The following is a 13,988-nucleotide window of genomic DNA, read 5'->3' on the forward strand; positions in this document are numbered from 1 at the left end:
ATGTCAGTCCCACTCCAGGCCGCCGCGCCGCCACAGGTAGGCGTAGGCGACAAAGACCGCGGCAACGAACATGACCATCTCGACGAGACCGAACATCCCGAGGGAGTCGAAGTACACGGCCCACGGGTAGAGGAAGACGATCTCGATGTCGAAGACGATGAAGAGCATCGCCGTCAGGTAGTACTTGACCGGGAATCGCCCGCCGCCGATCGGCTGCGGGGTCGGCTCGATGCCGCATTCGTAGGCTTCGAGCTTGGCCCGGTTGTAGCGCTTGGGCCCGGTGAGCGCCCCCATTACGAGGGAGACCACTCCGAAGGCCAGGGCAATGCCCCCGAGCACGAGGATCGGCGCGTACAGGTTCACCGCGCTCCCATCTCCCTTCTCAGTCCCCCGAAGTCACGCATGTGACCGGGTTCACAAGCTGCCGGAACGGCGCCCATCCTAGGCCCCTTCCGATGTGATCTGCGACACGGGTAGGGAACGATCATGGTGTGATCTTCCCCACCTGATGATCGATCAGAAACGGTTGCGTGCCGACAAAAATCACACAGGGTGAGAAATTCGGCCGACTAAACGATCCGCCGCTCACTGACGATGTTGATCATGGGATCCGCCTATACCACCCGTTCCGGAGGGGTACCAAATTTGGCCGAGCATGATCGGTTGTGATAATCGATCCGCCTGGTTGCACACGGAGCGTCACTGGAAAACCGCCCTTCGGGCGGTGGCGGCTGCGCCGCCGGCGGCCTCCGGCCGCTCTCCTCGCTGCCGCTCGTCGATCACTTGTCGACGATCAAGTCGTGGGCGCTGACGCGCCGGGTGTCGCCGGGTGCGCAGCGGCCGCGAAGGGGCCGGGGTGGGGCCGGGTGGGGTGGGGCCGGGGCGGCGGGGAACCGGGGGGCGATCGTGGGTTCCGGTTCGTGCCGGCCCGAGTCGAGAGGTGGGTAGCGCGGCCTGCCCTACCCATCTGCACCAACTCCCCCATCCACCACAGCAATCGCACATGTGTCGTGCAGGCGGCGCCATGGCCTGTAGCTGCGCCAGGCCTGAAGGGGGGCACCGATACCCGAGTCCGACCACCCACACGGTCAACGGGTGGACACCTCCACCACTGCCACCTGCGCTACTCATCCCGCCGAAAATGAGTACGGACGCTCATGCCGGCGCAGCCCGTCCCTCCCTAGCGTCGAGCCATGTCCCAAGCCACATACGAAGACCACAAGGCGGGCCGCGGGCCGATCGTCGCGTTCGTCGTCCTGGTGGTCGCCGCGATCCTCACCATGGCCGTGGTCGACGCGTTCGTACTGTTGACCCTCGCCGTCGACGCCGACACCTGCGAGCACTCGTGCCCGACTGACACCACCGCTCGCAGTGACCGCTTGGTCCTCCTGGCCAAACTCAGCGGCGCCGCAGCCCTCCTGAGCCTCTTCCTCACCGCGGTCCTCCCCCGCCACATCCGTTGGCGAGTCGGCCTGCCGGTCCTGGCCATCGGCGTCATCCTCCAGTCCGTGGCGTTGGTCGGCGCATCCTGATCGGAGCGCCCGGCAGGTCGGCTCACCCGAATCCCGCTCACCCCTGGAGGGGGACCGAACTCCCTGGCTCGTCCGCCGCGCGGTGACGCGTGAGCATTCCGCCCATGAGCACCGCCCCGCAGCCCCCGCCGCCCGCGCCCTCGGATCCCGCACGCTACTGGTGGGCACTCCGGATGACCGGCGCAGGCCGGCCGAACAGCCCACCGGCCGAGGGGAAGATCCCGCGGCCGGACCGTCAACATCCCAGGACCTCGTTCATTCGCACCGTGGGCGTGGTGCGAGGGGCGTGGTTGCCAGGGCCGTGGCTCCGTGCGCAGGGGTCGGGGCGCGGGGTCGGGGTGTGGGCAAGCGGTCGGGGTGTGGGCTCGGGGTGAGGCTCTTGGGTGAGGTCGGTGCCTGGCGCCGTGGCGCGTGGCGTCGGCGGAGTGGAAATGAGGTGAAGGGAGTCGGGTGGGCCGGCTAGGGTTGTGGGATGTTCGCTTCCGCTTTCACGAGGACTCGCCGCTTCTAGCGGCGGGCCGAGAACCTTTCCCTCCTGGTTCCGCCGCACTTCGGGTCCCTTCGCCGGTGCGGCCCTTCGTGCTGCCCGGCTCCGAACTGCCTTTGCGGAGCCCCCTCGTGCCTTATCCCAATCCCACTCATGGTGGACGTCATGAGCTCGGTCAGAACTTCCTTGTCGATCGTGCGGTGATCGCACACTTCGAGGACCTTGTCGCCCGTACCACCGGGCCGATCGTCGAGATCGGCCCCGGGGACGGCGCCATCACGTTGCCGCTGAGCCGAGCCGGGCGACCCATCACCGCGGTGGAACTCGATCCGCAGCGGGCTCGACGGTTGGCGCGACGAGTGCCCGCCCATGTCGACGTCGTCGCCGCCGATGTGCTGCGGTTTCGGTTTCCGCGCGAGCGGCACACCGTGGTGGGCAATCTGCCGTTTCACCTGACCACGCCGCTGCTGCGGCGGTTGTTGGAAACCGACCATTGGCAGCACGCGGTATTGCTGGTGCAGTGGGAGGTGGCTCGGCGGCGGGCGGGGGTGGGCGGGGCCACGATGCTGACGGCGGCCTGGTGGCCCTGGTACGAGTTCACCCTGCACGCACGGGTGCCGGCTCGGGCGTTCCGACCGATGCCGTCGGTGGACGGCGGGCTGCTGTCGATGACCCGCCGAGACGCGCCATTGATCGAGGAACGCCGCGACTCGTACCAGGAGTTGGTGCGAAAGGTGTTCACCGGCCCGGGTCGGGGTTTGCGCGAAATCCTGCCCCGGACGGGTCGGTTCGCAGGCCCGGCGCTGCGCGAGTGGTTCCGGGAGCAGCGCGTCCCGGCACACGCACTGCCCAAGGATCTGACAGCGACCCAATGGGCCGCACTGTGGCGTTCGACCGGTACGCGGGGACGAGAACGAGGCCGCCGGCTCGGGTGAGCACGATCGTCCCGACGGCTCTCACGCGCGCGGGTGTGCACTTACATACGGGTCGCGGGTGAGTGTCGGTGCGGTGGGAGCCGGCCGGGCTGAGTGTCGAGGTCGGCGGATCGGCGTTTTCGCCGACCCGTCGGCCCGTCGGTCATTGGCCCCTCGGCCGGCGCTGTCGGCGTTCGGCAGCCGGGGGCGCGGGCGGGATTGTTCCTGGACGGGGCCATTCCCTGGAGGGACCATTCCCCCGAGTCGGCGTGCCGGGCGAGCGATCGAGACTTCGAGGGGTCGAGACGCTCGAACTCGACCGCTGCGCTTGGCGAATCCCGCCGACTGAAGGAACTGGAGCACAGCGCCCCACGACCACCGTCCGACGCAACGCGCGCCCGGGCCGTCCGGCCGGCCGTCCGCCCGGCCCAGGTCGGCGTAATCGGCTCATGCCGGCGTGGGTGACGGTGGTGTCGTCCACGGCCTCGTCCTCGTCCGGTGCGGCCTCGCAATCGGCGACCCTCGTCCCGGTCGGCGGCAGGCCCCACAGCATCCCGCGCAGCCCTCGGCGCTCACCCGATCGTCCACGATGCTCCGCACCCGGAGACGGATGAAGCCGAGGTCAGCGCGATCCTTGGGACCGCACGGCGCTACCGGGCCCACGGGGCGACGAAGGGCTCCTGGCCCGGGATGAGTCCCTGGCCGCCGACCGGAAGGACCACGACGGCCTCGAACGGGTCGGTGCCGTGGTTGGCCAGGGCGAACGGAGTGTCGGCCGGGACGATCAGCGCATCGCCCGGTTCGACCTCGAACGTGTCGCCGTCCATGGTGACGGTGAGCCGACCCGACAGCGCGACGAAGATCTCTTCGCGCGTGAGCGCATGCGGTGGGGACGACGTACCCGGTTTGAGGGTCAGCCGCCATGCGGCGTTCTCGGTGGAACCACGGCTCGGGGCGGCGAGGCCGACGAAGGTCGCGTGCGGGTTGTCGAAGACAGGCGCTTCGGCGGCGGCGATGAACGGCATGGCAATCGTCTCCCGGAGGCAGAGCAAAGGCGGAAAGAAGCAGGTGTTGCGGTCTCGGACCCACGGCAAATCCAGACCTGACTGCCCTACCGGGCCCACGGCAGGGCGGATCCGGACGCAACGGCTCTACTGGGCCCACGGCGGATCGATCAGGTCCCCGCCCACCTCCGCCTGACCGCCGACGGGCAGGATCGCGACCGCCTCGAACGGCTCGTCGCCCGAGACGGCGATGCCGAAGAGCACGTGTGCCGGGACGACGAGGGCGTCACCCGTGTGGAAGTCGCGGGTTTCGCCGTCGAGAGTGACAACGGCCTTGCCACTGATCGCGATGAAGATCTCCTCGCGGGTAACGGCGTGTTCGCGGCCGGGGTTGCCCGGCTGCATGGTGAAGCGCCAGAGGCTGTTCTCCTTCGAGCCGCGGCTTGGGGCGGCGAGTCCGATGGCGGTCATCAGCGGGGCTTCGAAGACCGGCGCGTCGGCCGCTTTGATGAGAGGCATCAAGGTTCCTCCGTTAGAGTACCCAACCAAGGTAGAAAACCAGGGTGTACAACTGAAGTGTGCAACCAGAGTTGAGCATATCTGACGGGAGAGCGTCAAGCATGGATTTCGGACTGCTGTTGGGGCACGCCTACCAGGCCTTCGTCCAAGAGCTGCACGCACACTTGGCGGAACGCGGATTCCCGGCGGTGGGATCGTCGTACGGCTTCGTGCTCCGCACTCTGGACCGGGAGGCGGTGACCGCGACACAACTCGGCGAAAGACTCGGGATCACGGCACAGGGCGCGGCGAAGGTAATCGATGAGATGGTCGCCCTCGGCTACGTCGAACGCCGCCCGGACCCCGCGGACAAACGCGCGAAGCAATTGCACCTGGCGCCGGGCGGGGCTGCGATGTTGGCGGTGGTACGCGAGTTCCACGCCGAGTACGAGGCCAGGTTGACGCAGGAAGTCGGCGCAGACGAAGTAGCGGCCGTACGCCGGGTATTGACCGCGATGGTCGCCACATCCACCGGCCCGGACCTGGCCCGCCTGTTCCGCCCCCTGTGAGACGACCCTGGGCGTGCCGGCACCACCACTCGCCACCCGCGCGACCACCGCCGCCGTGCGCGCATCCGGCCGGCATCCCGGTTCAACCGGCGGCGATCGGCTCCTGGAGTTCCGTAACCCACTCTTCCGGATCGTCCGGGCATTCGAGGTAGAGCTCCCGGGCGTACCCCAGGGAGCGATACCCGTTGGCATCGATCCACCTGGCCATCGCCTGGACGCCGGCCATCACGTTGTCCATGGAGCCCCGATGGACGTACGTCGCGGCACACTCGATCTCGGGCAGGTCCACGATCGCAAAGCCGAATTCGGCTCGGGGCCCCGTCGCCACCGTCATTCCGGCGTGGATGACGACGGTGTCGTCCTGGTCCGGCGCGGCCTCGTAGTAGGCGATGCCCGGCCCGGTCGGAGCAACTCCGGCGGCCTCCAATCGGCGACACAGTTCGTCGTACAGCGGGTCGATGATCGGCCCGATCCCCTCCGGCCCGTCGGCATTCGCAGGGGTGGTGGCGGTCAACTCGGCCACCCGGACTGCGGGGATGCGCTTGACCACGATGTCGTCGGCAGACATTCGTCCCTCGGCCTCGATCGTCCGGAGCCTCGCCTCGACCCGGGCCAGCCGCAGCGCGTCCGCCGCCACCGTGGCGGCGAGTTCGGCCCGCCGCAGACGCAACATCCCGCGCAATTCCTCGACGCTCACCCGCTCGTCCAGGATGCTCCGGACCTGGTGAAGGGTGAAGCCAAGGTCCTTCAGCGCGATCACCCGGTTGAGCCGGGCAAGTTGGCCGGCCTCGTAGAAGCGATAGCCGCTGTCCGGGTCGACCCGGGCGGGCCGCAGCAGCCCGATCGCGTCGTAGTGCCGCAACATGCGAACCGATACGCGACCGTGCCTGGCGAAGTCTCCGATGCTGAACATGACGCCTCCCAGCGCAGAGCCTTACACGGTGTCAGGGTCAAGCGGGAGGCGACGCCGGGCGGGGTGGGGTCGGCGAAGTCGACGACCGGGCGGGGTGGCACGGCGGGTTGGAGGACCGCGCATGAAACCGCGCTCCCCCGGCCGAGCCCTCGGACGGAGGCCGGATCGCGCACCTCCGCCCCGGCCCGGGCTGCCCTGCCCCGGCCCGACACCCGCCCGACCCGACCCGAGGCGAGGCGAGGCGACCCGACTCGCCCCCGCCCAACTCCCCCTCAGGCCACCGGCCCCGGTGCCAACGTGCGTCGGGCCACCAAGGCCGCGTTCAGTCGATGCAGGTCCTCGGCACGGTTCGGGGACAGGCCGGTGAGGCCCGTCACCCGGCGGATGCGGTAGTCGACGGAGTTCGGGTGCAGGTGCAGGGTGGCGGCGGTGGCCCGGCGGTCGCGGCCGTGGGTGAGGTACGTCTCCAGCGTCAGCAGCAGCTCGGGTCTGCGGTCGAGCGGCGCGAGGAGACCGGCCAGACCGGCCAACGCGGCGCTGGGGCGGCTGAGTTGGTAGTCGAGCAGGACGTCGGCGAGCAGGTACAGGCCGGGGCCGCGGCCACTGCTGCGGATCAGTCGGAGCACCTCGGTATTGCGGTCCACCGCGTCCGGGATGCCGGTCGGCTCGGTGAGCGCGGCAGCGGCGGTGATCGGGGTGTCGGCCGCGTCGGCGGCGTGCGCGATCAGGGCGCGTACGTCGGGCCAGTCGGGCGCGGCGTCCGCCGGCAGCAGCGCGGTCCCGCCGCCGGGGTCGAGCGCGGTCAGCGCGGGGCGGCCGGTGAAGCCGTCCAGGGCCTGCCGGATCCGGCGTAGCTTGCGCCGCGCGGCGATGGCGGCGCACGGGCCCGGGCGGGCCTCGTCCGGATGCGCGGCCAGGACGAGGGTCAGGACCAGGTAGCGGGCGGCCGGCCGTACCCCCGTCCGGCCGGCGACCGTGTCTGCGGATTCGCCGGCGAGCAGGGCCGCCAACAGTGCGTGTCGGCCGCTCTGTTCCGGCCCCTCCAGCAGTCGGCGGGTCTCCAGGTAGGCCGAACTGACCGCTGCGACGATGGCCCGCTGGAGTCCGAGCAGATCCGCGAACAGGGCGAGTACGTCGGCGAGTTCCTCCGGACGTGCCTGGCCGGTGGTCTCCCGCCAGCACATCTCGACGCCGATCTGATACGCGGTCAGGATCGCGTCGAGCGGTACGCCCTCCTCCGCCCGCTGGGCTGCCGAGGCGCGCTGCGGTGCGAGGTTCGCCTCGCCCGCCGCCAGCCGGCCCTCGACCACGTCGGCGAACAGCCGCACCGTGTGCTGCACGATCTCGGCGATGTCCCCGGCCAGTTCCTCGGCGGGCAGCGCCGCGTACGCGGGCAACTCGGCGGGCAGCCGATCCAGCACCTCCCTGGTCAACCGGGGCGCGCCGGCCCGCAATCGGGCCGCCACCGGCCGACCGCCGATCCGCAGCGGAGCGGGGCGCGTTCGATCCGAGCACGAGCGCACGGCGGGCGCACCGGAAGCGGCGAACGTGGCGGACGCGGGCGCAGCGGCCGAAGCGCCCGCTGCGCCGGGAGCTTGGGCCGCGCCGGGCCCAACGGCCGTACCCTGCCCACCGGCCGTACCCGGCTCACCAGCCCTACCCGGCCCACCGGCCGTACCGGCCCCATCCGCCGCGTCGGCCAAGGCCCTTGCGCCGGCCGCGGCCCGAGCGCCGTGTGTGGTGGGCGTCCGGTCACGCGGCGAGTTGTCACGTGTCACAGGGACCCTCCGGAAAGTCTGTGTTACTCACCAGTTAAGCCGCTCTGTCCGAGTCTGCATGATGACGCGTGGGACATTCCACGACCGGCGGGAGTCGTCATGAACTCTGCTGCACGCACGAGGAGTCGGCTGCACAGCAGTCCCCGGAAGCCAAGCCGTCGTCTGCGCGGATTCGCTCGCGGCGCCGCGGCGGCGATCGCGGCCGGCGCACTGGTCCTGGCCGGCCTGGTCGCCGGGACTGCGCCGGCGGGCGCGGCGGATCGTCAGGTCTACGTCGCGCTCGGGGACTCGATGGCCTCGGGTCCGCTGATCCCGGACGTCACCGGGCCGCTTGCGTGCGGCCGGTCCACCAACAACTACGCACACCTGCTCGCGGCGCGCCTGAACGTCGCCGAGTTGCGGGATGTTACGTGCAGCGGCGCGGACAGCAACGACATGACGTCGCCGCAGCACCTGTCCCTGGCCGGCGTCGACATGGGTGAGGCGCCGCCGCAGTTCGACGCGCTCGGTACGGACACCACGCTCGTCACCCTGACCATCGGCGGCAACGATGTGGGTCTGGTGGGCGTGGCCCAGGGCTGTGCGACGCTCAACCCGTTCGCGACCCCGTGCCGGGACGAGTGGACGGCCGGCGGGGTCGACCGAATCGCCCAGCGCATCGACGCGTTCGCGCCCAAACTCGGCGCGGTCCTGACCGGCATCCACCAGCGCGCACCGCACGCCCGGGTCGTGGTCACCGGCTACGGCCTGTACATCAAGCCCGGCGGCTGCTGGCCGTACCAGCCGGTCCTCGGAGTCGACGCGGACTATCTCCAGGGCAGCGTGAACCGCCTCAACGCGACGATCGCCGCCCAGGCCGGGGCACACGGCGCCGACTACGTGGACGTGGCGGGCCCCAGCGCAGGCCACGATGCGTGCCAGGCCCCCGCCGCCAAGTGGGTGGAGGGCTACGTGCCCACCGACCTGGCCGCCCCCCTGCACCCCAACCGCCGCGGCGAAGCCAACTACGCCACGATCATCGCCACCCACATCCCCGCCTGACCCCCCGCCCCGGCACACCCACGCCGCGCGCCACCGACCTCCGGAGGCGCGCGGCCGACCCCTGGGATCCGGCGGACAACCCGAAAGCCCCACGAATCCCGCTGCCCACCCGAACCACGCACCACCGGCGCCACACACCCGCCCGGGCAAGCGTCGCCACACACCGACCGACGCACCACACCCGCCCGAGCACCACACCGCCGGCGCGCCACACCCACCCAGGCGACCGCCCACCCGCACCACACCTACCGACGCACCACCCGCACCCGGGCCGGAACCACCCCCGCCCGCGCACGCCACCCACCGCGCAACCACCCGCCCGCGCTACGCGCCCGCCTCGTACCCGTGGTCGCCCGACTGGGCGAGGGAGCGTTCCACTCCCGCTTCCATCTCCTTGCGGGCCGCCTCGTCCGCGACGCCCGAGCGGTCGAAGGCCACGAGGGCGCCGCGCCACAGCTCGGCCGCCTCGCGGTACGCGAAGTGGATTTCCGCGTCGAGTGCGGCAAGACGCGCGAAGTGGGTGGCCTTCGCCGCCGTGGCGCGCGATGCCGATGCCAGGTAGTGGTGGGCCAGCGCCGCCACGTCCCGCGGCCGCACGGCCTCGATCGCCTCGGCCGTGCGGGCGTGCATCCGGGCTCGGCGCAGCTGGGACAGGTCCTCGTACAGCGTGTCCCGGACCAGCGCGTGGGTGAACCGCAGTTGGCCCGCCTCCGGCTCGACGAGCAGGCCGGTCAGCAGCGCCGACTCGACCGCGTCGAGCACCGTGTCCTCGTCCGTGCCGCCCTGCGCCAGCAGTACGTCGACGTCGACGTCCCGACCCAGTACGCACGCCTGCTTGAGCACCTCCTGGGCGGCCTTCGGCAATCCCGCGACATGCCGCCGGATCACGTCCCGCACCCCGACCGGGACCTCGGACACCGCCGCGTGTGCCCCTTCCGCCGCGAGCACCCGCGCCGTCTCCAGGACGTAGAACGGGTTGCCCGCCGTGCGGTCCACGATCGCCCGCACGGTGTCCGCGTCGATCGGCGCCGAGACCGCGCCGCGCACCAGGTCGGCGACCGCCTCCGGGGCCAGGCCGGTGAGTTCGATGCGTTCCGGGCCGCAGCGCGCCAACCGGGCGAGTGCGTCGGCGAGCAGGTCACCGACCTCGTTGTGCCGGTACGTGACCACGAGCAGCACCCGCCCGGCCGCGTCCCGGTCGGTGGCCAGGTGGCACAGCAGCGCCAACGTCTCCTCGTCCGCGCGGTGCACGTCGTCCAGGACCAGCAGCCACGGCGTCTCGGCGCCGGCTCGGGCCAGGTACCCCACCACCGCCTGATGCAGCCTCAGCTTCGCCGCCGCCTGATCGCCCACCGGGACGAACGAGTCGGCGAGCAGCGGGGCCAGCACCCGGGCGGTCTCCTCGTCCGGCGGGCTCACCGCCGCGAGCGTGCGCAACATCTGGGTCCACGGCCACCCGGCCGGCGCGCCGCCGGACTCGGGGCAGCGTCCCCATGCGGCCCGCCAACCCTCGGCCGCCAGCAACTCCCGTACGTGCTCGGTCAACGCGGTCTTGCCCTCGCCCGGATCGCCGCTGACCAAGGCGACCGCGAGCCGCCCGTCGACGCGCTTCGCCGCGGCCAACAGCGTCGCGGTCTCCTCGGCCCGGCCGATCAAGGTGGTCGTGCGCGCCACGAATCCGCCTCCCGTCGCAGCACCGGAAACATGCTCGGAAACCTGGCCGTGGACCCGACCGAAGGCCGGGTCGGACCCATCCGCGGGAACCCGGCCGTAGGCCCGATCGGATCCATCCGCGGAAACCTGCCCGTAGACCGGGTCGGACCCATCCGCGGAAATCTGCCCGCCGACCGGGTCGGACGAAGTCGAGGGGTGGATCCGCGCCACACCCGGCGCCTCCCGAAGCGGCGGTACCGCGACCCCCACTGCGGCCTCCGCCGTGGCCCCTGCCGCGACCCCCACCCCGACCCCGGCCGCGCTCGGCACCGCCACCGGCGCGTCCAACTCCACGGCGTGCGCCAGGATGTCCGCCTCCAGGCGCTGCAATCGCGCCCCCGGCTCGACCCCCAACTCCTCCCGCAGCGCGGTGCGTACCCGGCGCAGCACCGCCAACGCGTCGCTTTGGCGCGCACATCGGTACATCGCCAGCGCGAGCAGCCGCCAACTCTCCTCGCGCAGCGGGTGTGCGGCCGCGTGCGCCTCCAGACCCGGCACGATCCCGGACGCCTGCCCGATCGCGAGGCCGGCCTCGGCCCGGCGTTCGACCGCGACCAGGCGCAACTCCTCCAGCCGGGCCGCCTCCGGCCGCGCCCACGGTTCGTCGGCGAACTGCGCGTATGCCGGCCCCCGCCACAGGTCCAGCGCCGCGGTCAACTCGCGCAGCGCCTCCGCGGCGGCGCCGGCCGCCAGCAGGCCGCCGGCCCGGTGTACCAACGCCTCGAAGCGCCACGCGTCGACCTCGTCCGTGCCGACCCGGAAGGCATAGCCCGGCGGTGCGGTCACCAGCACCGTCGAGGGTGTGCGCGGCGCGCGGTCGGGTTCGAGCGCCCGGCGCAGGTGCGACACGAAGGTCTGTACCGAGCCGAGCGCGCGGTGCGGCGACTCGCCGTGCCACAGGTCCTCGATCAACCGGTCGACCGGTACGACGTGCCCCCGCGCCAGGACGAGCCGTGCGAGAACGGCCCGATGGCGCGGGCCGCGCAGGTCGGCCGGTCGGTCACCGTCCCACGCCTCGAGCGCTCCCAGAACACGAAACGTCAGCATGGATAAGAGACCTTACTGATGCGTCACGAGCTACCGAGCGGCGGCCGGGGCTGAAGTCGTCCGGCCTTTGTCCCACGGTGCGTTCAACGCCCACTCGACGCTCGATGAACGCCCTTGCCGTCGTCCTGCCGTCGTCCTGCCACCCACTCGCCATCCACCCTCCCCGGCCGCCCGGTACCGATCCACCGCACGCAAACCGAGACCAAGCGCACCGCCCGGCCCGGGCGTACGGTCGCCCGGACGTACGATCCACCCGGCCATACAGCCGGCCGACCCGGACGCCCGGCCCGCACATCACCGACCGGCACCGCACCCAACCGCCCGAGCCCGAGCGCCCGACGACTGCCGATCCCGGAACCCGACTCGGAGCCCGGGTCGACGCCCGCGTCACGGCCCGCCTCGAACCCGCGTCAGACCCGCCTCGGGCCCACGTCGGACCCCGAGCCGGAGCCCGCGTCAGGACCAAGTCGGCCCCGGCACCCGAAGCCCCGTCACGACCTGAGCCGGGCCCGACTGGGAGCCCGACTCGGTTCCCGACCCGGGGCCCGCGCGCCGGGGCCCGAGCCAGGCCCCCGCGCCAGGCCGCGCGCCGGGATTCGAGTCGGGGCCCGAGTCGGGCCGGCCCGCCTCGACCCTCAACTCCCGCCCTGTGCAGGTGCGTTCGCCGACTCCCCGGTCTTCGGGTTCGCCGGCGAGGCAGGCGGACCCGAGTTCGGCGGCACCGGCGGGGTGGTCGGATTCACCGGACCCGCCGGCGGACTCACCGGGTTCGGCGCACCGGTCGCACCCGGCGCACCCGGCGACGGCGCCCCCTGCGGCAGTTGCCCACCAGGCTGCGTCGCCCCGCCCGGCTGCGTCGCCCCACCGGGCTGCGTCGCCCCGCCCGGTACCGGGTTCGCCGAGGGCTGTGCCCCCGGTCGCACCGGGATCGCGATCGTGAAGGGCGCCGTGCCCTCCTCGACGCGGCAACCGGCCGCGCCCGGTTCCACGACCACTCGCGGCTGCGGGAACGGCAGGCTGTCGCGGTTGCGCACCAGGTTCGGTCCCGCGGGCCCACACCGATAGTCGTAGTCGGTGGGGGCGAGCCCGAGTTGCTTGCCGTTCTGATCGAAGAGCAGTACGTCCTTGAGCGGACGACCCTGCGCGTCGAAGGGATAGATGTTCTGCAGTCGTTCCCCGTCCAGCGTGCCCAGCAGGGTGCCGGCGTCCAGTTGGCGGCCCTCCATGGTGTGGTAATTCGGCGTGTACGGCGGCGGACCGTAGCTCACGGACTCCATCGAGCTGTCGTCCGGCTTCAGTTGCCCCGCGGCGAGCATCCCGATCCCGGCCCCGATCAGGAACGCGTTGATCGGCACCGCCACCCACACCAGTCGCCGATCGCGCGCCGCGCGCGGGCCCAGCCACAACGACCCGACCAGTGCCAGCAAGCCGGCAACCACCGGCCACCACACGCCGCCGGCCACGACCCACGCGAGCACGGCCACGATCAGCGCCCGCGCCACCCACCAGGCACTTTGCAGACCCATCAGGAAGCGCACCGGCTCCGCCCATCGGCCGGTGCGCAAGGACTCCCCGAGAGCCCTCGCGCGGCGGGTGACCGACAGCGCGGCGACCTCGGGCAGCCCCGGATCACGGCCGCGCAACCACAATGCGTTCAGCGCTTCCACAGCCAGGCCCAGCAGACACGGAAAGATCCACCACCGGTTCGCCTCCTCCTTCTCGGAACCGATGGCGATCCCGGTCACGAACGCCGCGCCGAGCACGACGATCAGTCCCAGGCAAAGGAGTTCGACCTTGCCGAAGCCGGACAGGCGGCCCGGCCCGGTCGGCGTCAGCGGCGGATAGCCGGCCGCCGCGCGCAGTTCGGCCGCGTACTCGTGCGGGGTGCCCAGACGTGCGCGCAGCGACTCGGAGGTGACCGCGCCGTCGAGTTCGGCGACCACCTCGCTGAGGTTCACCTCGACGTCGTCCAGGATCTCCTCCGCCTCGGCGGCCGGCAGGTCGGCCAGAACGCGGGCGACCTCGACGCGGTAGTCCTCCGCGACGGGGTGCAGTGCGGTGTCCTTCATCGGGTCTCCCCCACCAGTTCCGACATCGTCCGGGCGAACGAGTTCCACGTGTCGGTGGACTCCCGGAACCGCTCTCGGCCGGGCTCGTTCAAGGCGTAGTACTTGCGGTTCGGGCCTTCGTCGCTGGCCACCACGTAGGACGTGAGGAGCCCGGCGTTGTACAGCCGCCGCAACGTGCCGTAGACCGACGCGTCGCCGACGTCGTCGAGGCCGGCCTTGCGCAACCTGCGCAGTACGTCGTAGCCGTAGCCGTCCTCCTCGCGCAGCACGGCAAGCACCGCGAGGTCCAGCACTCCCTTGAGCAACTGACTCGGATCCATGACCCCTCCAGCTCTTGTGCGTTGCACGGTACCACGCAATGCGTAGTAGTGGTCGAGCCGAACCCGACCGCGATATCGGCGCAGCCGGCACAGCGGATCGGCC

General features: G+C 71.7%; 12 protein-coding genes. 4 read left to right on the plus strand and 8 right to left on the minus strand.

Features of this window, described 5'->3' with window-relative positions; translation table 11 throughout:
* Positions 1–3: 3 nt before the first annotated feature.
* Positions 4–363 carry an NADH-quinone oxidoreductase subunit A gene (locus tag ACFZBU_RS22975; RefSeq protein WP_391585460.1) on the minus strand — a complete coding sequence of 120 codons (360 nt, stop codon included), beginning with the start codon at positions 361–363 and terminating at the stop codon, positions 4–6.
* A gap of 830 nt (positions 364–1,193) precedes the next feature.
* On the opposite strand from ACFZBU_RS22975, the gene ACFZBU_RS22980 reads away from it, so the two are divergent.
* Positions 1,194–1,532: a hypothetical protein gene (locus tag ACFZBU_RS22980; RefSeq protein ID WP_391585461.1), complete on the plus strand. Its 339-nt coding sequence runs from the start codon at positions 1,194–1,196 to the stop codon at positions 1,530–1,532.
* Positions 1,533–2,150: 618 nt separating this feature from the next.
* The gene (gene erm / locus ACFZBU_RS22985; RefSeq protein ID WP_391585462.1) at positions 2,151–2,954 is read left to right on the plus strand and encodes a 23S ribosomal RNA methyltransferase Erm; all 804 of its coding nucleotides are present in this window, start codon (positions 2,151–2,153) and stop codon (positions 2,952–2,954) included.
* Between the two features lie 629 nt (positions 2,955–3,583).
* Here the strand turns inward: erm and ACFZBU_RS22990 are convergent.
* Together ACFZBU_RS22990 and ACFZBU_RS22995 are read right to left on the minus strand one after the other, a co-directional pair.
* Positions 3,584–3,958 carry a cupin domain-containing protein gene (locus ACFZBU_RS22990; RefSeq protein WP_391585463.1) on the minus strand — a complete coding sequence of 125 codons (375 nt, stop codon included), beginning with the start codon at positions 3,956–3,958 and terminating at the stop codon, positions 3,584–3,586.
* Between the two features lie 126 nt (positions 3,959–4,084).
* Entirely contained in the window at positions 4,085–4,456 is a 372-nt protein-coding gene (locus tag ACFZBU_RS22995) for a cupin domain-containing protein (RefSeq protein WP_391585464.1), read from the minus strand.
* A gap of 101 nt (positions 4,457–4,557) precedes the next feature.
* Here ACFZBU_RS22995 and ACFZBU_RS23000 point away from each other — a divergent pair, with 101 nt between their 5' ends.
* Complete coding sequence (locus tag ACFZBU_RS23000) at positions 4,558–5,004, plus strand: MarR family winged helix-turn-helix transcriptional regulator (protein ID WP_391585465.1); 447 nt, start codon at positions 4,558–4,560, stop codon at positions 5,002–5,004.
* 82 nt (positions 5,005–5,086) lie between these two features.
* Here ACFZBU_RS23000 and ACFZBU_RS23005 read toward each other — a convergent pair whose 3' ends face one another.
* Together ACFZBU_RS23005 and ACFZBU_RS23010 are read right to left on the minus strand one after the other, a co-directional pair.
* Positions 5,087–5,917 (minus strand): MerR family transcriptional regulator, encoded by an 831-nt coding sequence (locus ACFZBU_RS23005; RefSeq protein ID WP_391585466.1) that lies wholly within the window; start codon positions 5,915–5,917, stop codon positions 5,087–5,089.
* A gap of 272 nt (positions 5,918–6,189) precedes the next feature.
* Positions 6,190–7,383 carry a helix-turn-helix domain-containing protein gene (locus ACFZBU_RS23010; protein ID WP_391585467.1) on the minus strand — a complete coding sequence of 398 codons (1,194 nt, stop codon included), beginning with the start codon at positions 7,381–7,383 and terminating at the stop codon, positions 6,190–6,192.
* Positions 7,384–7,794: 411 nt separating this feature from the next.
* Between ACFZBU_RS23010 and ACFZBU_RS23015 the strand changes: the two genes are divergently transcribed.
* A complete protein-coding gene (locus ACFZBU_RS23015; protein ID WP_391585468.1) occupies positions 7,795–8,736 on the plus strand; it encodes an SGNH/GDSL hydrolase family protein in 942 nt (313 codons plus the stop codon).
* 324 nt (positions 8,737–9,060) lie between these two features.
* On the opposite strand, the gene ACFZBU_RS23020 is transcribed toward ACFZBU_RS23015, so the two are convergent.
* The 3 genes from ACFZBU_RS23020 to ACFZBU_RS23030 all read right to left on the minus strand — a co-directional run bounded on the left by ACFZBU_RS23020 (position 9,061) and on the right by ACFZBU_RS23030 (position 13,885).
* Complete coding sequence (locus tag ACFZBU_RS23020) at positions 9,061–11,496, minus strand: BTAD domain-containing putative transcriptional regulator (protein WP_391585469.1); 2,436 nt, start codon at positions 11,494–11,496, stop codon at positions 9,061–9,063.
* A 635-nt stretch (positions 11,497–12,131) separates the two neighbouring features.
* Positions 12,132–13,565: an HAAS signaling domain-containing protein gene (locus ACFZBU_RS23025; protein WP_391585470.1), complete on the minus strand. Its 1,434-nt coding sequence runs from the start codon at positions 13,563–13,565 to the stop codon at positions 12,132–12,134.
* A complete protein-coding gene (locus ACFZBU_RS23030; RefSeq protein WP_020549346.1) occupies positions 13,562–13,885 on the minus strand; it encodes a PadR family transcriptional regulator in 324 nt (107 codons plus the stop codon). Before ACFZBU_RS23030 ends, ACFZBU_RS23025 begins: the two co-directional genes overlap by 4 nt.
* Between the last annotated feature and the right edge of the window lie 103 nt (positions 13,886–13,988).

This window comes from Embleya sp. NPDC008237 (assembly GCF_042956465.1).
In the GTDB taxonomy this organism is placed as follows: Bacteria; Actinomycetota; Actinomycetes; order Streptomycetales; family Streptomycetaceae; genus Embleya.

Bases quoted from the DNA above. Each gene is read 5' to 3' on its own strand.
- ACFZBU_RS22980 (WP_391585461.1), top strand. From the start codon at position 1,194: ATGTCCCAAGCCACATACGAAGACCACAAGGCGGGCCGCGGGCCGATC.
- ACFZBU_RS22990 (WP_391585463.1), bottom strand. From the start codon at position 3,958: ATGCCGTTCATCGCCGCCGCCGAAGCGCCTGTCTTCGACAACCCGCAC.
- ACFZBU_RS22995 (WP_391585464.1), bottom strand. From the start codon at position 4,456: ATGCCTCTCATCAAAGCGGCCGACGCGCCGGTCTTCGAAGCCCCGCTG.
- ACFZBU_RS23000 (WP_391585465.1), top strand. From the start codon at position 4,558: ATGGATTTCGGACTGCTGTTGGGGCACGCCTACCAGGCCTTCGTCCAA.
- ACFZBU_RS23005 (WP_391585466.1), bottom strand. From the start codon at position 5,917: ATGTTCAGCATCGGAGACTTCGCCAGGCACGGTCGCGTATCGGTTCGC.
- ACFZBU_RS23015 (WP_391585468.1), top strand. From the start codon at position 7,795: ATGAACTCTGCTGCACGCACGAGGAGTCGGCTGCACAGCAGTCCCCGG.
- ACFZBU_RS23020 (WP_391585469.1), bottom strand. From the start codon at position 11,496: ATGCTGACGTTTCGTGTTCTGGGAGCGCTCGAGGCGTGGGACGGTGAC.
- ACFZBU_RS23025 (WP_391585470.1), bottom strand. From the start codon at position 13,565: ATGAAGGACACCGCACTGCACCCCGTCGCGGAGGACTACCGCGTCGAG.
- ACFZBU_RS23030 (WP_020549346.1), bottom strand. From the start codon at position 13,885: ATGGATCCGAGTCAGTTGCTCAAGGGAGTGCTGGACCTCGCGGTGCTT.